The sequence below is a fragment of the Amycolatopsis sp. NPDC049252 genome (assembly GCF_043197175.1).
Classification (GTDB): Bacteria; Actinomycetota; Actinomycetes; order Mycobacteriales; family Pseudonocardiaceae; genus Amycolatopsis.
The window spans coordinates 79,069-96,107 of sequence record NZ_JBICSQ010000010.1; the positions used below are offsets into that span (position 1 = coordinate 79,069).

The window sequence follows — 17,039 nt, forward strand, 5'->3', positions numbered from 1 at the left end:
GACCTGGTCGGGTACGCGAAGTGCGGAGGATTTCCGCGAGGACGCCGCTCGTCGCGGAACTTCTACTTGACCTTGGTCACGATCGGCGCGGTGATCGGGCCGCCGTCGGCCTTGGCGAGCACGCAGTAGAACTCGCGGCTGGGTGAGTCGGAGCCCTCGGGCTGGAGGTTCCACTCGTCGGCGGTCGGCACGATGGCCCGGTAGACGAGGTCGGCGCGCTTGCCGGCCGGGACGACCGAGGACCGGAAGGACTCGGCGCAGCGGGCCTCGGCGAAGGCCGTGAGCGCCGCGAAGTCCGGGTACTGGGCGACGGTCGCGTCGGAGTCGCTGTAGCTCGTGACCGGGAGCACCCGCTCCACGTCGTAGATCTCCAGCGTGTGGGTCTTTTCGCAGCTGTCGGCCCGGTTGTCGTCGCCGATCACGACGTTCTGCTGGACGGCGGTGTTGTAACAGGGGGTGTAGTTCGAGTTGCCGTCGATCTTCAGGTAGCCGCCGACCCCGTAGGTCACCGTGTCGCGCTTCTGGGCGTCGACCGCGGGCTTCTCGAACGCCCGGCCCGCGAAGAACCCGCCGGTCAGGGCACCCACGACGAGCACCGCGGCGAGCGAGATCCACAGCGCGCGCAGGTTCTTCTTCGGCGGCTGCGGCGTGACGCGTGTGGGCGGCGGGGTCAGCGCCGTGCCGCCCGGCGGGGTCGGCCGCACGCCCTGGGCCGTGGCCAGCAGGTTCTGAGCCTGGGCCGCGGTCAGCCGGGCTTCCGGCTTGGCCACGAGCAGGCCGAGGATCACCGCGGCGATCGGCCCGTGGCCGCGGGTGAGGTACGGGACCTCGGTCATGATCGCGTGCAGCGTCGCCGCCGTCGTCGACCGCTCGAACGGCATGGTGCCTTCGACCGCGTAGAACAGCGTCGCGCCCAGGGACCACAGGTCGGACTCGGGCATCGCTTCGCGGCCTTCGACGCGCTCCGGCGCCATGAAGGCGGGCGAGCCGACGATCATGCCGCTGGTCGTCAGGCGCGGGTCGTCGATGGCGTGGGCGATGCCGAAGTCCGTCAGCTTCACCCGGCCGTCCGGCGCGACCAGGATGTTGGCCGGCTTGACGTCGCGGTGCACGATCCCGGCGGCGTGCGCGGCCTGCAGCGCGGCGAGCACCCGCTCCCCCAGCTGCGCGGCCTGCGCGGAGTGCATCGGGCCGTGCCGGCGCACCAGCTCGGCCAGCGACGGCGCCTCGACGAGCTCCATGACGATGAACGTGGTGCCGCCGTCGGTGACGACGTCGTACACGGTGACGACGGCCGGGTCGTTGAGCCGCCCGCCGGTGCGCACCTCGCGCAGCGCGCGCTCGGAGAACACGGCGGCGGATTCGGCGTCGGGCAGCCGCAGTTCCTTGACCGCGACCGGCCGTCCGATGACCTGGTCGTGCGCCCGCCACACGACGCCCATGCCGCCGCGCCCGAGCTCACCGAGCAGCGCGTAACGGCCCGCGACCACCCGCTGACCAGGCGTTGCGGGGGCCCGGGGTGGATAGGGCCGGGTCTGTTCGTCGGTCACGGTGCTCCTTCAAGCGGCGGTCGCGCAGATGCTAGTCGGACCGTCGCGGAGCGCCCTGGGTTCCGCGAAATCGTGACTCACCGAGCCGGGGTGTACCGCTCCCCGTGGTAGGGGATCCACCGGTAGCCCGGCGCGAAGTCGCTGAATTCGAGCCGGCGGCCGGCCGCGGTCCAGATGTCTTCGCTGACCACGAGGCCGGGCACGAGCGTCAGGTCTTCGGCCATGAGGGTGTCGTACTTGCGCAGTTCCTCGGTCCCGCCGCCGGCGAGGGCGTAGCGGTAGACCGGCGGCGCGGTCCGGAGCAGCCAGTAGAGCCGGCGCACCGCCGCGGTCGCCGCCGCGGCGTCGGCGCCGGACCCGATGCCCGTTTCGCTGAGCCCCTCCGGCGTGACCCCGCACCACCAGCCGCTGCCGTGGGAGAACACGCGGGACGTCCAGCCGTCGAAGTGGCGGGCGAGGTCCCGTGCGTGGGTCTCCCGTCCCCCGCATTCGGCGTTGAGGGCGATGATCCCGGCCATGGCGGCGGCCTCCCTGCTCGAGGGCTCAGCCGGTGATGGTGAGGTAGATCAGCACCAGGTTGAGCGCGATGATCACCACCGCGATCAGTGACGCCGCGATGGTCGTCGAACGGCGGTTGGCGTCGACGCCCATCAGATCACGGTCGGCCGTCAGCCGGATCAGCGGTACCAGTGCGAACGGGATCCCGAACGACAGCACCACCTGCGAAACGACCAGCGCCGTGCTCGGGTCGGCACCGAGCGCGAGTACCACGATAGCCGGGGTGAGGGTCACCAGGCGGCGCAGGACCAGCGGAATCCTCTTGTGCAGCAAGCCTTGCATGATCATCGCGCCCGCGTACGCGCCGACCGACGTCGAGGCCAGGCCGGAGGCGAGCAGGCCGATCGCGAACATCAGCGCGATGCCGGGGCCGAGGGCCTGCGCGACGGCGCCGTGCGCGCCCTCGATGCTGTCGACGCCCGCCTGGCCTTGCAGGTTCGTCGCCGCGAGCAGCAGCATGCCGAGGTTGACCGCGCCGGCCAGGAGCATCGCCAGGCCGACGTCGGCGCGGGTGGCGCGCAGCAGACGGCGGCGGCTGCCGGCGTCCGCCCGGCCGTGGCGGTCGCGGACCAGACCGGAGTGCAGGTAGACGGCGTGCGGCATGACGGTCGCGCCGAGCATCGCGGCGGCGATCAGGACGCTGCCGGAACCGTCGAACTTCGGCACCAGCCCGCCGAGCGTGCCCGAGGCCGACGGCGGTTCGACGAAGAGGCTGGCCAGGAAGCCGATCGCGATGACCAGCAGCAGCCCGGTGACGACCCGCTCGAACGTGCGCTGGCCGCCGCGGTCCTGAACCGCCAGCAGTGTCAGCGAAACCGCGCCGGTGATCAGGCCGCCGACGACGAGCGGGAGGTCGAACAGCAGGGCCAGCGCGATGGCGCCGCCGACGACCTCGGCCAGGTCCGTGGCGATGGCGACGATCTCGGCCTGCAGCCAGTAGGCCAGCCGCGCGGCCGGGGACAGCCGGGCGCGCAGGGCCTCCGGCAGCGACGTCCCGGTGACCAGCCCGAGTTTCGCCGACAGGTACTGGACGAGCACGGCCATCAGGTTCGCCACCACGATCACCCAGACCAGCAGGTAGCCGTAGCGGGCGCCGGCGCTGATGTTGGCCGCGACGTTCCCGGGGTCGACGTAGGCGATGGCCGCGACGAACGCCGGGCCGAGCAGGGCCGAGCCGGTGCGCAGCCGCGACACCAGGTTCGGCCGGGCGGCCTCGGTCACAGCCATGTCTGCCCCTCCGCCTGATGTCGGTCAACCTAAACCGAAGTTTAGGCATGCCGAACTTTCCCTGACAAGGGTGACCGCTCCCACCCACGCCCGGCCGGGTACCCCGCGAAGCCGGGTCAGGGGTGCGCGACCTCGTGGCCGGATTCGCGCAGCGCCTTGACGGCGTGGTCGAGCTCGGTCGCGCGGACCAGGATGTGGTCGGTGTCGAAGGTGGACATCGAGAACAGCGCGACCCCGGCCGCGGCCAGCTCGGAGGCCAGCGCGGCGATGATGCCGGTGAGCGTGAACTCGAGCGGGCCGCGGACCGAGAGCAGCCGCCAGCCGTCCTCCGACGCCGTCCCGCCGCCGGGTTCGCGCCCGGCCGGGCAGATCACCGACAGCTCTTCGGGGGTGCGGGTCACCGAGACGAACGCCGGTTCGCCGGGAGCGAGCAGCTCCGCCGGCACCGGGGCGTCCGCGGGCAGCCGGACGACGGCGTACTCGCCGGGCCGGACGTCGATAGCGAGGCGTTTCATCAGCCTTCGAAAACCTTCGGGCTCGTGGCGATCTCGGTGCCGTCCGGCAGCGTCGAGATGGTGAAGTCGGCGAACACGTTCGCCGCGGCCTTCTGCAGCTCCCGCAGGCAGTCCACGGCCAGCTGGCGGATCTCGACGTCGGCGTGCTCGGTGGCGCGCATCGCGACGAAGTGACGCCACGCGCGGTAGTTCCCGGTGACGACGACGCGGGTCTCGGTGGCGTTCGGCAGGACGGCGCGCGCGGCCTGGCGGGCCTGCTTGCGGCGCAGGGTCGCGCTCGGCACGTCGGCGAACTTCTCCTCGAGCCCGGCGAGCAGCTCGGTGTAGGCGTCCACGCTCGCCTGGGCCGCGGCGAGGAACTTCTCGTGCAGCACCGGGTCGTTCGCGATGACCTCGGGCTCGACGAACTCGGCGTCGCGCTCGGGCACGTACCGCTGGGAGAGCTGGGAGTAGGAGAAGTGGCGGTGGCGGATCAGCTCGTGGGTCAGCGACCGGGAGATGCCGGTGATGTAGAAGGTGACGGTTCCGTGCTCCAGCACCGAAAGGTGGCCGACGTCGATGATGTGCTCGAGGTAGCCGGCGTTGGTCGCGGTGGCCGGGTTCGGCTTCTTCCAGGACTGGTAGCAGGCACGGCCGGCGAATTCGGCGAGGGCCTGGCCGCCGTCCGCGTCGGTGGACCACGGCACGTCTTCGGGCGGGAAGAACTCCGTCTTCGCGATCAGCTGCACTCTCGGTGACACGGTTTCGGCCACGTCCGCACTCCTTCTCCGGCCCGGCTCCACGACTCCCAGCGCAGCCTAACCGCGCGCGGACGGCCACTCCCGGGGGACACGTGACACCACGGTCTCCTTGACCGACGTCACCTATGACGTCATAGTGGTGTCATGGACCTGACGCCGTACATCGCCAACCTCCGCGAGGACCTCGCGAACACGGCCTCCGCCGGGGACGAGCACACCCGGCGTGCGGCCGCCCTGCTCTCGACCGCGCTCGAACCCGCGGTCCGCCTGACGCTGATGAACGCCCTCGCGGACCTCGCCGCCGAGGTCACCGCCAATCTACCCGGCCAGGTCGTCGACGTCCGGCTCGACGGCCGGGACGTCCGCGTGGTCGTGACCGGCGCGGCGGAGGAGCCGCCGCCGAGCGCGACACCACGTGACACCACGCCACCACCACCGATGGACGGCGGTGACATCACGCGCATCACCCTGCGGCTGGTCGAGCAGATCAAGGGGCAGGCCGAGCGCGCGGCGCAGGCGCAGGGCGTCTCGCTGAACACCTTCGTCTCCCAGGCGGTGCAGGGGGCGCTGGGCCACGGCGCGCTGGGCGGCGGCGGCCACCGGCAGCACCACTCCAAGAGCAACCAAAGCGGCTCCCGCCTGCACGGCTGGGTCGAGGGCTGAGGGGAAACGACCATGAGCGAAGAGCAGACGACACCGAACGAAGAGATCCCCGCCGAAGAGCCCGCAGCGGCTCCGGCCGGGGAAACCGCGGCCGGCAAGCCGGCGCGCGTCGAGGAGTTCGAGGCCGGCGGGCCGCTCGAGCTGGACGTCGCCGTGACGATCGGGCGCGTGGAACTGGTGCTGACCGGCGAATCCGGCGCCCGCGTCGAGGTGCGGCACGACCGGGGCGAGCAGCAGCCGTGGGTGGAGGGCGTCAACAACCTGCTGTCCTGGGTCGGCGAGCGCTTCGGCGACCAGCTGGGCGTCGACCCGACGGCCTCCCCCGCCGAAGCGGTGAAGCAGACCCGGATCGAGAAGCTCGGCAACCGCCTCGTCGTCCAGGCGCCGAAGGCGTGGCAGCTGCGCAACGTCGCGTTGTCGGTGCTCGTGCACGCGCCGGCGGGTTCACACGTCGAGGTGCGGGCGGGCGCGGCGGACGTCACCGTCTCCGGCTCGGCCGGGCGGGTGGACGTGCTCACCGGCTCCGGCGAGGTGAAGCTCGACCGGGCCGACGGCGCGGCGACCGTGCGCACCGGCAGCGGCACCATCAAGCTCGGCCCGACCCTGGGCGGCCTGCAGCTGCGCAGCGGCAGCGGCAACGTCGAGGCGACGTCGCTGGCCGGGTCGGCGACCCTGGCGACCGGTACCGGCGACGTCTGGCTGGGCGCGGTGTCCGGCGACGTGATGGCCCGCACCGGCAGCGGCGACCTTTCGGTGGCCGACGCCGGTTCCGGCTCGCTCGACCTGATCACCGGCTCGGGCGAGGTCCGCATCGGCATCCGCGGCGGCACGGCCGCCGAGGTCGACCTGACCTCCAGCGGCGGCCGCGTGTCCAGCGAGCTGGACGTCGCCGACACCGCCCCCGAGGGGGGCGTGAAGCTCAAGGTCCGCGCCCGCACGGGCTCCGGCAACGCCGTGGTGACGCGCGCGGCCGGCTGAATGAAGGGGGTGACGGGCCGTTTCCGGCAGGGGGTTGCCGGGAACGGCCCGTTTCCCTGCCCGGCGGATGCCAGGATGACGCCATGACGACGGTGGAGACCGGCCGCGCGGTGTACCGGACGCGGCTGCGCGGATGCCTGCTGGGCGGGGCGATCGGCGACGCGCTGGGCAACCCGGTGGAGTTCCAGGCGCTCGCGGCCATCCGGCAGCCGGTCGGCCTGGTGCCGAACGCCGCAGGCGTCGCGGAGATCACCGACGACACGCAGATGACGCTGTTCAGCCTGGAGGGCTTCCACCGCGGGTGGGTCCGCGCGCAGGCGAAGGGCATCGGCGGTGCGATGGCGTCCCTGGTGCACGACGCGTACCTGCGCTGGCTGGACACGCAGGAGAACCCGGTGCCGCCGCCCGCGGAGGGCCGGCGGCACCGGGCCGGACAGCTGCGGCTGGAACCGTGGCTCTACGCGCGGCGAGCGCCGGGTTCGGCGTGCCTTTCGGGCCTTCGCGCGGACTACACCCCGGAGACGTTCGCGGAGCCGAGCGGCCGGCCGGGTCCGGTGAACCCCGATTCCAAGGGCTGCGGCACGGTGATGCGCTCGGCGCCGTTCGGATTCGCCGGCGGCGCCCACCACGCCTACGTCGTCGCGGCCGGCTGCGCGCAGATCACCCACGGCCACCCGACCGGCTACCACGCGGCGGGCGCGTTCGCGGCGATGATCGCGTACCTGCTCGAAGGCGAGTCGCTGGAAGCGGCGGTGCTGCGGTCGATGCGGCTGCTCTCGCGTCACCCGTCGCACGAGGAGACGCTGGCCGCGCTGAGCCGGGCCCTGGAGCTGGCCTCCTCAGGCGATCCTTCGCCCGAGAAGGTGGCATCCCTGGGCGGCGGCTGGGTCGCCGAGGAGGCGCTGGCGATCGGCGTCTACGCGGCCCTGGCGCCGGTGAGCGTGCCGGACGCCTACCCGGAGACGGCGTTCCGCGCCCGGCTGCGGCTGGCCGTCACGCACTCCGGCGACAGCGACTCGACCGGCTCGATCTGCGGGAACCTGCTCGGCGCGTGGCACGGCGAAGATGTGCTGCCCTGGGACTGGCTGTCCCTTGTGGAGGGTCGCGCGACGATCGCGCGGCTGGCGGACGATTTCGCGGCGGAGTCCGCGCAGACGCGCGGGTACTAGGCGACGAACGCCACGACCTCCGCGCACCTCGACGGACGACACGCGCACCTCGACGGACGACACGCGCACCTCGACGGACGACACGCGCACCTCGACGGACGACACGCGCACCTGGACGGACGACACGCGTACCTGGACGGACGACTCGCTTACCTGGACGGTCGGCTACCTGAGCCGACCTCCGGTTTCAGCTGGACCGATGCCCGGTCCGCCTCCCGCGTCCGGACCTCACCGCCACCGTCAGCGCACCAGCTTCGACAGTGCCGGGGCCAGGTCGCCGCGGGCGCCTACCGTCACGCCCGACAGGCCCAGCCACTCCGCCATGTGCGTCAGCTCCGCCGCCAGCTCCGGGAGCACCCGCGCCACGTCCGCGCCCTCCTCCGCGAACGCGCCCTGGACCCGCAGGACGCCCGCCGCGCGGTCGGACTTCAGGTCCACCCGGGCCACCAGCTCACCGTCCAGCAAGAACGGGAACACGTAGTACCCGTACACCCGCTTCGGCTCCGGGACGTAGATCTCGATCCGGTAGTGGAACCCGAACAGCCGCTCGGTCCGGGCCCGCTCCCAGATCAGCGGGTCGAACGGGCACAGCAGCGCCCGGCCGGTGACCGCGCGGGGCGTGCGCGCTTCGAAGTGCCGGTACGCCTGGGCCTTCCAGCCGCGGACCGCCACCGGCTCCAGCACGCCCGACTCGACCAGCTCCGCCACCGCCCGGTGGGCCGGGGCCGGCCCCAGGCGGTAGTAGTCGCGCAGGTCCGTCTCGGTCGCGACGCCCAGCGCTCGCGCCGACCGCTCGATCAGGCCACGCGCGCCTTCGTCGGCCGACACCGAGGCCGACAGGATCTCCGGTGGGACCACTCGTTCCGTCAGGTCGTACAGCCGCTCGAACGACCGGCGTGTGCCCGTGGTCAGCTGGCCGACGCCGAACAGGTACTCGCAGACGCGCTTGACCTCCGAGCGCTCCCACCACGAGCCCGGGCCGCGCCGCTGCGCGTCCGCCTCCACCTGTCGCTCGATGCCGCCCGCGCCGATCGGGCCCAGCTCCTTGACCACCGACAGGATCTCGTCGACCAGCCCCGGCGACTTCTCGATCAGCGGCCCGTAGTTCTTCCACCAGCCGTCGCGCTTCGCGCCCGAGCGGATCAGCGGCCAGTCCTCGACCGGCAGCAGGCTCGCCTCGTGCGCCCACGTCTCCACCAGCAGGCGCGGCTGCTTCGCCGAGTGCGACCACGCCGCGCTGTCCAGCAACGCGGGGTCGTAGGCACCCAGGCGCGAGAACACCGGCATGTAGTGCGCCCGGACCGCGACGTTCACCGAGTCCAGCTGCAGCAGCTGGACGCGCGAAAGCACGCGTTTCAGGTGCCGCCGCGACGGCACACCGGAGGGACGCGGGTCGGCGAAGCCCTGCGCGGCCAGGAACGTCTTCCGGGCCGTCGCGACACTGATCGTCTGCATGATGACCACATGGTGCCAGGCACCACCGACAAAAACCGCACCGCTAGATTCAGGTCCATGAGCGACGCCGCCGTCCGCCCCGCCGACCTGCCCGACGCCGCGGAGATCGCCCGCATCCAGCGCGAGACCTGGCACGCCGCCTACGAGGACCTCCTCGGCAAGCAGGCACTGGCCGAGCTGGACGCCACCGACCTGATCGGCACCTGGGCCGAGACCATCGACTACCCCGGCAGCCTGGTCTACGTCGCCACCGAAGGCGAGTACACCGTCGGGTTCTGTGTCGCCGGCCGCGCCCCCGAAGGCGAGGTCGCCGCCGCCGACGGGTCCCTGCCCGAGGACGCCGGCACCACCGGCCTGATCGCCACCCTGCTCATCGAGCCGCGATGGGGACGCCGCGGCCACGCCGGCCGGCTACTCGCGACGGCCGCCGCCGGGCTGCGGGCCGACGGCGCCACCCGCGGCATCGCCTGGGTCGCCCAGGGCGACCACGCCTCCCTCGGGTTCTACCGCCGGGCCGGCTGGAACCCCGACAGCACGGTCCGCACCCTCGACACCGGTGAACGCATGCTCCGCGAGGTCCGGCTCACCGGCACCCTCGCGTTGTCCCTCGCCTGAGTCCCGGAAGACCACCCAGCGCATCACGGAGTACATGAAGACGCCCTCGCAGGCGCCCGCCAGCACCCGCGAGAGGTGGTATTCCAGGCCGAGCGCGGTCAGTCCCGCGCCCACACCCAGCAGAAACGCCGCGTAATTGACGGCGATCGCCGCGATGTAAAGCACGAGCTGGAATCCGACGGCGGCGTGGGAATGGAAGTTGAACGTCCGGTTCAGCACGAAACTCACCGCGAACGCACACAGGTACGCCAGCGTGATGCCGAGCCACAACGGCCAGCCCAGCAGTCCGTGAAAAACGGTCAGCAGCCCCAGGTCGACGCCGAAGGTGAAACCGTTGATCAGGCAGAAGCCGAGAAACGTCGGCGCCACGATCCGCGACAGACCCAGGGGAAGAAACCGCACGACGGTCCGGCACAGGGCGCCGAATCGGTCAGCGGGCGTAGGAGGTTGCTCGGCGGCCACGCCGCCAGGTTTCCAGCGGCAGGTGGCCGGAAACCGTCCGGCAGGTGATCTTCTGGTGCCTGCCACCGGCCGAAGAGTAGGGCCAACCCCCGTGCGCGCAGATTTCGAACTGATAACTTGGAAGACCGGGAGCAAATCAGGAGGTGACACGATGAGCTGGATCCTGCTGACACTGGGCGTCGCGTTCGGCTCCGCCATCGTGCCGCTGATCAACGCCGAGGTGTTCCTGATCGGGCTGTGCGCGAGCCACCCGGGCCTGCACTGGCTGTGGCTCGGCGCGGCCGTCGCGGTCGGCCAGATCGCCGGCAAGACGCTGTACTACCTCGCCGCGCGCGGCACCATCAAGCTGCCGAAGCCGCTGCACGACCGGCTGCACCGCGAACGCCCGATGACCGCGCGCCGGGTGCGCTGGGAACTGCGGACGAAGAAGATCCGCGCCCGGGTGGACGCCCTGCGCGAGCGCTGCCACCGCCACCCGCACTGGATGGCCGGCACGTACGGCGTGAGCTCGCTGGTGGGCCTGCCGCCGTTCATGGCGACGAGCGTGCTGGCCGGGCTGGTCCGCATGCGCCTCATGACGTTCCTGACGGCGGGGCTGACCGGGCGCTGGATCCGCTTCAGCCTGATCGCCGCCGCACCCGCGGTCTTCGCGGGCTGGCTGCACCACTGACCGGTTCATCGCCGAACCGCTGCCGGGATCCGCGCCATGGTTCCTTATCCGCCCGTGGGAAGCCGGGCACCCTGGCCAGCACCTCGGCCGACGGGCACCCGCTGCCCGCGTTCGGCTCGGGCCGCGCCCGCCGATCCGGATCGAGGACGTCAGCCAGCATCGGGGACACCCAACCACCGGCCACCGTAAACGGAAATCCCTGCCTGGACCACGAGCACACCGGCCACCGCCACCACGAACGCGTAACCGCCGAGCGGCTCGGCCAGCACTGCGACCAGGAAGCAGAACGCCGCGAACCCGCCGAGCCCGCGCAGCACGCCCCGCGTTGTCGCGACCGCTGCCGCCGGGCCGCCCTGGGCCAGGGCGAACCCGGCCACCACGGTCGTGCCGATCGGGAACGGTGCCAGCACCCCGGTGATTTCCGGGCCGAGACGCCCGGCGGCGGCCGTCAGGGCCAGCACCAGGGCCGCCGTCGCCACGGCGCGGCCCGGCAGGTCCCACCACGGCAGCGCCACCGGCCGGGCCTCGCCCCTCGCCGGGGGCATCGCCTTCGCCGCGCCCCACGCCGTCAGGACCGCCATCCCGAGCGCGGCCCACGCCGGGACCGGCACGAACGACAGCGCGAGATCCACGGCGAGGCACGCGGCCCAGCCGGTCAGAACGGTCAGCGTCAGCCCGCGCGCCGCCGACACCCGCGCGAAGACCAGGGTGAACACCGCCAGCGACACGAGCCCCAGCAACGACGCCGAGACGGCCCGGGCTGCGAAGGCCGCGCCGTGCTCCAGGTACGTGATGAACAGGATCGGCCCGGCCACGACGGGCAGAGCCACCAGCAGGCCCGTCACCCCCGGGCCCCAGCGGCGCCCGGCCAGGGACGACCCGACGACCAGCAGTGGCGCGAGCACGAGCTTCAGCAGCAGCGTCACTGACACCAGTCTGCCGGAATCAGCGGTCGGCGGCTTCCAGTTCCAGGGCCTTCTTCATCGTCTCCCGCGCCCGGCGCCGGTCGCCCGCGATGTCGTAGGCGTACGCGAGCTTGTACCAGGCGCGCCAGTTCTCCTGGTCGGCCTGGACCTCGGCGCGGCGCTGGTCGAACCAGGCGTCGGCCGCGTCGCGGTCGACGCGGCCCGACGGGCGGCGCGGCAGGTCGGAGACGTCCGGCAGCTGGCCCTCGCTGTCCAGGCGGCGGGACAGCCGCTGGATCTGCAGGCCGTTGCGCCAGGTGACGACGACGATCCAGATCCCCAGGATCGGCAGCAGCAGCACGCCGATCCCGAGCGCGATGCCCGCCCCGGTGCCGGACTTGAACAGCGCGAACGCCCGGTCCGCGAGCAGGACCAGGTAGACGACCAGCGCCGCCGTCATCAGCAGCGCGACGTTGCGGGCTTTCATGGGCGGGCCTTCACAGGTCGAGCACGTTCTCCAGGCCGACCGTCAGGCCGGGGCGCGTCAGGACCGTGCGCACGCCGAGCAGCACACCCGGCATGAACGACGTCCGGTCGAGCGAGTCGTGGCGGATGGTCAGGGTCTCCCCCTCGCCGCCGAACAGGATCTCCTCGTGCGCGACGAGCCCGGGCAGCCGGACCGAGTGCACCCGGACGTCCTCGACCGAGGCACCGCGGGCACCGTCCAGTTCGGACGTCGTGGCGTCGGGACCCGGCTCCACGCCCGCTTCCGCGCGCGCCGCGGCGATCATCCGGGCGGTGTGCGCGGCGGTGCCCGACGGGGCGTCGGCCTTGCGGTTGTGGTGCAGCTCGATGATCTCGGCCGAGGCGTAGAACTTGGCCGCCTGCGCGGCGAAGCGCATCGCCAGCACCGCGCCCAGCGCGAAGTTCGGCGCGATCAGCACCCCGAGCGACGGCTTCGGTTCGAGCAGGCCGCGCAGCTCGGCCAGCCGCTCCTCGCTGAAGCCGGTGGTGCCGACGACCGCGTGGATGTCGTGTGCCACCAGGTACTTCAGGTTGTCCATCACGGCGTCGGGGTGGGTGAAGTCGACGACGACCTGGGCCTCGGCCAGCGCCGCGAAGTCGTCACCCGCGTCCAGGGCGGCGACGACCTTCATGTCGCCGGCGCCTTCGACGGCCTTCACCACCGTCGCGCCCATCCGGCCGCGCGCCCCGAGCACACCGACGTTGACGGTCATGAAGCGATCACCTCGTGCAGGTCGTCCGGAAGGTCGTCGGCGTGAGCGTACGGCCCGACGACCGCCGCCGCCGAGACCCCGCCCGGCCGTGCGAACAAAGTGCGAGCGAGCGCACACACCTCTTCGGTGGTGACGGCGTCGATGCGGGCGATCGTGTCGTCGACGCCCAGGTAGTGGGCGTAGTTGAGCTCGTTCTTGCCGATCCGCGACATCCGCGACGACGTGTCCTCCAGGCCCAGCACGATCCCGCCGCGCAGCTGGCCCTTCGCGCGGGTCACCTCGGCCTCGGTCAGGCCGTCGACGCCGACCTTGTCGAGCACCTCGCGGATCACGCCCGCGACGTCGCCGAGCTTCTCCGGCTGGCAGCCGGCGTACACGGACATGTGACCGGTGTCGGCGTAGCTCGCGACGGACGAGTACACCTGGTACGCCAGCCCGCGCTCTTCGCGGATCTCCTGGAACAGCCGCGAGCTCATGCCGCCGCCGAGCGCCGCGTTGAGTACCGACAGCGCGAAGCGGCGGTCGTCGTGCCGCGACAGCGACCGCAGGCCGAGCATGACGTGCGCCTGCTCGGTGTCGTCGGTGTGCAGCGCGAGCTTCGGCGGGGTCTTGATCCGCGCGCGGCCCTCGCGGGGCGCGACCGGCGTCGCGGTGCCGGTCAGCCGCTCCTTCAACGCCTTGCGCACCAGGCGGAGCACCTGGCTGTGGTCGACGTTGCCGGCCACGGCCAGCACCATGCGCGGCAGCGTGTAGCGGCGCTTGTAGAACCCGCGCAGGGCCGTCGGTGACATGCCGATGATCGACTTCTCGGTGCCGAGCACCGGGCGGCCGAGCGGGTGCTCGCCGAGGATCGCGTTGACGAACGTCTCGTGCAGCAGGTCCTCGGGGTCGTCGTCGCGCATCGAGATCTCTTCGAGGACGACGCTGCGTTCCATGTCCATGTCGCGGTCGGTGCAGAGCGCCTCGAACACGACGTCGGTGACCAGGTCCACGGCGAGCGGGAGGTCCGCGTCGAGCACCTGCGCGTAGTAGCAGGTGTGCTCCTTCGCGGTGAAGGCGTTGAACTCGCCGCCGACCGCGTCGATCTCCTCGGCGATCGTCTTCGCGTCGCGGTGCTTCGTGCCCTTGAACAGCAGGTGCTCGAGGTAGTGCGCGGCACCGGCGACGGCGTCCGGCTCGTCACGGGAGCCGATGCCGACCCACAGCCCGACCGTCGCCGAACGGGACGCCGGCACGTGCTCGGTGATCACGCGCAGGCCGCCGGGCAGCACGCTGCGCTTGACGACCGCACCGTCCGAAGTGGACTCCAGCGTGCGGGTGGTGCCGACGGGCTGCTCGTGCCCGGAAACCTGCCGTGCCATGGGTTCCTTACTCAACTAGCCGTGAAGGCCACATCAAGGGACTCAGAGTCCCTCGATGTGGCCTTCACGGACAGGTAGCTCGCGCAATGCGGTCTTACTGGGCGTCGGCCTTCTCGGCGTCGGCGGCCGGCGCGGCACCCTCGGCGGGGGCCTCGTCTTCCTTGACGACGATCAGGCTGATCTTGCCGCGGTTGTCGATGTCGGCGATCTCGACGCGGAGCTTGTCGCCCACGTTGACGACGTCCTCGACCTTGGCGATCCGCTTGCCGTTGCCCAGCTTGGAGATGTGCACCAGGCCGTCCTTGCCCGGCAGCAGCGAAACGAACGCGCCGAACGCGGCCGTCTTCACCACGGTGCCGAGGAAGCGCTCCCCGACCTTGGGCAGCTGCGGGTTGGCGATGGCGTTGATCAGGTCGATCGCCGCCTCCGCCGACGGGCCGTCGGCCGCACCCACGTAGATCGTGCCGTCGTCCTCGATGGAGATGTCGGCACCGGTCTGCTCGGTGATCGAGTTGATCATCTTGCCCTTCGGGCCGATGACCTCGCCGATCTTGTCCACCGGGATCTTCACGCTGGTGACGCGCGGCGAGTACGGGCTCATGTCGTCCGGGCCGTCGATCGCCTCGGCGATGACCTCCAGGATGGTGAGCCGGGCGTCCTTCGCCTGCTTCAGCGCGGCGGCGAGCACCTCGGAGGGGATGCCGTCGAGCTTCGTGTCCAGCTGCAGGGCGGTGATGATGTCCTTGGTGCCGGCGACCTTGAAGTCCATGTCGCCCATGGCGTCCTCGGCACCGAGGATGTCGGTCAGCGCGACGTAGCGGGTCTCCCCGTCGACCTCGTCGGAGATGAGGCCCATCGCGATGCCCGCGACCGGCGCCTTCAGCGGCACGCCGGCGTTGTACAGGCCCATGGTGGACGCGCAGACCGAGCCCATCGAGGTCGAGCCGTTGGAGCCCAGCGCCTCGGAGACCTGGCGGATCGCGTACGGGAACTCGTCACGCTTCGGCAGCACCGGCACCAGGGCGCGCTCGGCGAGCATGCCGTGGCCGATCTCGCGCCGCTTCGGCGAACCGACGCGGCCGGTCTCGCCGGTGGAGAACGGCGGGAAGTTGTAGTGGTGCATGTAGCGCTTGTGCGTCTCCGGGGACAGCGAGTCGATCTGCTGCTCCAGGCGAAGCATGTTCAGCGTGGTGACACCCAGGATCTGGGTCTCGCCGCGCTCGAACAGCGCCGAGCCGTGCGCCCGCGGGATCACGGCGACCTCGGCCGAGAGCGACCGGATGTCGGTGAGGCCACGGCCGTCCATGCGGATCTTGTCCGTGAGGACGCGCTTGCGCATGACCTTCTTGGACAGCGCCTTGAACGCGGCGCCGATCTCCTTCTCGCGGCCCTCGAAGGCTTCGCCCTCGCCGACGCCGACCTTCTCCAGGACGGCGGCCTTGACCTGGTCGGTCGCGGCGTCGCGGTCCTGCTTGCCGGCGATCTGGAGCGCGTTCGCCAGGTCGTCGGTCGCGATCGCGGCGACGGCGTCGAAGGCGTCCTGCTCGTAGGCCAGGAAGACCGGGAACTCGCCGGTCGGCTTGGCGGCGACGTCGGCCAGCTTCTGCTGGGCCTCGCACAGCACCTTGATGAACGGCTTGGACGCCTCAAGGCCCTCGGCGACCGAGACCTCGTCCGGCGCCTTGCCGCCCGCGGCGATCAGGTCGAGCGTGTTCTCGGTGCCCTCGGCCTCGACCATCATGATCGCGACGTCGTCACCGACGATGCGGCCGGCGACGACCATGTTGAAGGTGGCCTTCTCCAGCTGCGACCAGGTCGGGAACGCGACCCACTGGTCCTCGATCAGCGCGACGCGGACGCCGCCGACCGGGCCCGAGAACGGCAGGCCGGCGATCTGGGTCGACGCCGAGGCGGCGTTGATGGCCAGCACGTCGTACGGGTCGTCCGGGTTGAGGCTCTGGACGGTGATGACGACCTGGATCTCGTTGCGCAGGCCGTCGGTGAACGACGGGCGCAGCGGCCGGTCGATCAGGCGGCAGGTCAGGATCGCGTCGGTCGAGGGACGGCCCTCGCGGCGGAAGAACGCGCCGGGGATGCGGCCGGCCGCGTACATGCGCTCCTCGACGTCCACCGTCAGGGGGAAGAAGTCGAAGTGGTCCTTCGGGTGCTTCGACGCGGTCGTCGCCGAGAGCAGCATGGTCTCTTCGTCGAGGTACGCGACGACGGCGCCGGCGGCTTGCTTGGCCAGGCGGCCCGTCTCGAAGCGGACGGTGCGGGTGCCGAAGCGGCCGTTGTCGATCACGGCTTCTGCTTCGTGCACGGTGACTCCGGTGGAGTCGGTCATAAATGCTTCTCCTCTTTGGTTCCTTCGTACGACGCGAGTCTCCCACCCTGGGACCCGTTTCGCCTGAGGACGCTCGAGGAGTGATGCCGGTCTTCGATCGAAGCCCCCGGGACTCTTCCCGGAAGCCACTACCGAGGACCGGCGGACGGTTCCCCGGGCGCGCTCGCGCCGTTTCTTTCTCCTGCTGGACCGAAGGGGAGCGACCGGCGGTCACTCCCCTTCGGGCAACAGCTATCGGCGCAGGCCGAGGCGCTGGATCAGCGCACGGTAACGCTCGATGTCCACCTTCATCACGTAGTTCAGCAGCCGGCGGCGACGGCCGACCAGCAGCAGGAGCCCGCGACGCGAGTGGTGGTCGTGCTTGTGAGCCTTGAGGTGCTCGGTGAGGCCGACGATCCGCTTGGTCAGCAGCGCGACCTGGGCCTCGGGGGATCCCGTGTCCGAGTCGTGCACGCCGTACTCGGCCAGGATCGACTTCTTCTCTTCGGTGGACAGCGCCACTTGTGTTACTCCTCGAAATGATCAGTGCCGTGCGGCCCCGGACGCGGAATGAACGCCGGGAAGTCGGTCACGGCCGCCACGGACTGCA

At 71.5% G+C, this 17,039-nt stretch carries 17 protein-coding genes and 1 pseudogene; 5 read left to right on the top strand and 13 right to left on the bottom strand.

The window, feature by feature from the left end:
• Positions 1 to 62: 62 nt before the first annotated feature.
• The 5 genes from ACGFMK_RS15265 to thyX form a co-directional block, all read right to left on the bottom strand.
• The gene (locus tag ACGFMK_RS15265; RefSeq protein ID WP_392762567.1) at positions 63 to 1,550 is read right to left on the bottom strand and encodes a serine/threonine-protein kinase; all 1,488 of its coding nucleotides are present in this window, start codon (positions 1,548 to 1,550) and stop codon (positions 63 to 65) included.
• Positions 1,551 to 1,627: 77 nt separating this feature from the next.
• Positions 1,628 to 2,068 carry a hypothetical protein gene (locus ACGFMK_RS15270; protein ID WP_392762569.1) on the bottom strand — a complete coding sequence of 147 codons (441 nt, stop codon included), beginning with the start codon at positions 2,066 to 2,068 and terminating at the stop codon, positions 1,628 to 1,630.
• 25 nt (positions 2,069 to 2,093) lie between these two features.
• Entirely contained in the window at positions 2,094 to 3,335 is a 1,242-nt protein-coding gene (locus ACGFMK_RS15275; protein WP_392762571.1) for an Nramp family divalent metal transporter, read from the bottom strand.
• 116 nt (positions 3,336 to 3,451) lie between these two features.
• A complete protein-coding gene (locus ACGFMK_RS15280; RefSeq protein ID WP_323331448.1) occupies positions 3,452 to 3,850 on the bottom strand; it encodes an ACT domain-containing protein in 399 nt (132 codons plus the stop codon).
• A complete protein-coding gene (gene thyX, locus ACGFMK_RS15285) occupies positions 3,850 to 4,602 on the bottom strand; it encodes an FAD-dependent thymidylate synthase (protein WP_392762574.1) in 753 nt (250 codons plus the stop codon). The genes ACGFMK_RS15280 and thyX overlap by 1 nt, the downstream gene beginning before the upstream one ends.
• 132 nt (positions 4,603 to 4,734) lie before the next feature.
• Between thyX and ACGFMK_RS15290 the strand changes: the two genes are divergently transcribed.
• The 3 genes from ACGFMK_RS15290 (at position 4,735) to ACGFMK_RS15300 (ending at position 7,400) form a co-directional block, all read left to right on the top strand.
• Positions 4,735 to 5,253: a toxin-antitoxin system HicB family antitoxin gene (locus ACGFMK_RS15290; protein WP_392762577.1), complete on the top strand. Its 519-nt coding sequence runs from the start codon at positions 4,735 to 4,737 to the stop codon at positions 5,251 to 5,253.
• Between the two features lie 12 nt (positions 5,254 to 5,265).
• Positions 5,266 to 6,231 carry a DUF4097 domain-containing protein gene (locus tag ACGFMK_RS15295; protein WP_392762579.1) on the top strand — a complete coding sequence of 322 codons (966 nt, stop codon included), beginning with the start codon at positions 5,266 to 5,268 and terminating at the stop codon, positions 6,229 to 6,231.
• Positions 6,232 to 6,314: 83 nt separating this feature from the next.
• Entirely contained in the window at positions 6,315 to 7,400 is a 1,086-nt protein-coding gene (locus ACGFMK_RS15300; RefSeq protein WP_392762581.1) for an ADP-ribosylglycohydrolase family protein, read from the top strand.
• Positions 7,401 to 7,640: 240 nt separating this feature from the next.
• Here the strand turns inward: ACGFMK_RS15300 and ACGFMK_RS15305 are convergent, their stop codons facing one another.
• Positions 7,641 to 8,855, bottom strand: coding sequence for a winged helix-turn-helix domain-containing protein (locus tag ACGFMK_RS15305; RefSeq protein WP_392762583.1), 1,215 nt, complete (start codon positions 8,853 to 8,855; stop codon positions 7,641 to 7,643).
• 57 nt (positions 8,856 to 8,912) lie between these two features.
• On the opposite strand from ACGFMK_RS15305, the gene ACGFMK_RS15310 reads away from it, so the two are divergent.
• Complete coding sequence (locus ACGFMK_RS15310) at positions 8,913 to 9,470, top strand: GNAT family N-acetyltransferase (protein WP_392762585.1); 558 nt, start codon at positions 8,913 to 8,915, stop codon at positions 9,468 to 9,470.
• Positions 9,471 to 9,536: 66 nt separating this feature from the next.
• Here ACGFMK_RS15310 and ACGFMK_RS15315 read toward each other — a convergent pair.
• A pseudogene (locus ACGFMK_RS15315) lies at positions 9,537 to 10,130 on the bottom strand (GtrA family protein); the annotation flags it as partial.
• Here ACGFMK_RS15315 and ACGFMK_RS15320 point away from each other — a divergent pair.
• Positions 10,084 to 10,602 (top strand): hypothetical protein, encoded by a 519-nt coding sequence (locus ACGFMK_RS15320; RefSeq protein ID WP_392762587.1) that lies wholly within the window; start codon positions 10,084 to 10,086, stop codon positions 10,600 to 10,602. The pseudogene ACGFMK_RS15315 and the gene ACGFMK_RS15320 overlap by 47 nt on opposite strands.
• A gap of 149 nt (positions 10,603 to 10,751) precedes the next feature.
• Here the strand turns inward: ACGFMK_RS15320 and ACGFMK_RS15325 are convergent, their stop codons facing one another.
• The 6 genes from ACGFMK_RS15325 to rpsO form a co-directional block, all read right to left on the bottom strand.
• On the bottom strand, positions 10,752 to 11,528 hold the full coding sequence (locus tag ACGFMK_RS15325; protein WP_392762588.1) for a hypothetical protein: 777 nt from the start codon (positions 11,526 to 11,528) through the stop codon (positions 10,752 to 10,754).
• Positions 11,529 to 11,547: 19 nt separating this feature from the next.
• Positions 11,548 to 11,994, bottom strand: a complete 447-nt coding sequence (locus ACGFMK_RS15330; protein ID WP_392762590.1) for a tetratricopeptide repeat protein — start codon at positions 11,992 to 11,994, stop codon at positions 11,548 to 11,550.
• A 10-nt stretch (positions 11,995 to 12,004) separates the two neighbouring features.
• Complete coding sequence (dapB, locus tag ACGFMK_RS15335) at positions 12,005 to 12,745, bottom strand: 4-hydroxy-tetrahydrodipicolinate reductase (RefSeq protein WP_392762593.1); 741 nt, start codon at positions 12,743 to 12,745, stop codon at positions 12,005 to 12,007.
• The gene (locus ACGFMK_RS15340; RefSeq protein ID WP_392762595.1) at positions 12,742 to 14,106 is read right to left on the bottom strand and encodes a M16 family metallopeptidase; all 1,365 of its coding nucleotides are present in this window, start codon (positions 14,104 to 14,106) and stop codon (positions 12,742 to 12,744) included. Before ACGFMK_RS15340 ends, dapB begins: the two co-directional genes overlap by 4 nt.
• 94 nt (positions 14,107 to 14,200) lie before the next feature.
• Positions 14,201 to 16,450 carry a polyribonucleotide nucleotidyltransferase gene (locus ACGFMK_RS15345; RefSeq protein WP_392762598.1) on the bottom strand — a complete coding sequence of 750 codons (2,250 nt, stop codon included), beginning with the start codon at positions 16,448 to 16,450 and terminating at the stop codon, positions 14,201 to 14,203.
• A 231-nt stretch (positions 16,451 to 16,681) separates the two neighbouring features.
• The gene (gene rpsO, locus ACGFMK_RS15350) at positions 16,682 to 16,951 is read right to left on the bottom strand and encodes a 30S ribosomal protein S15 (protein ID WP_003084034.1); all 270 of its coding nucleotides are present in this window, start codon (positions 16,949 to 16,951) and stop codon (positions 16,682 to 16,684) included.
• Positions 16,952 to 17,039 lie beyond the last annotated feature (88 nt).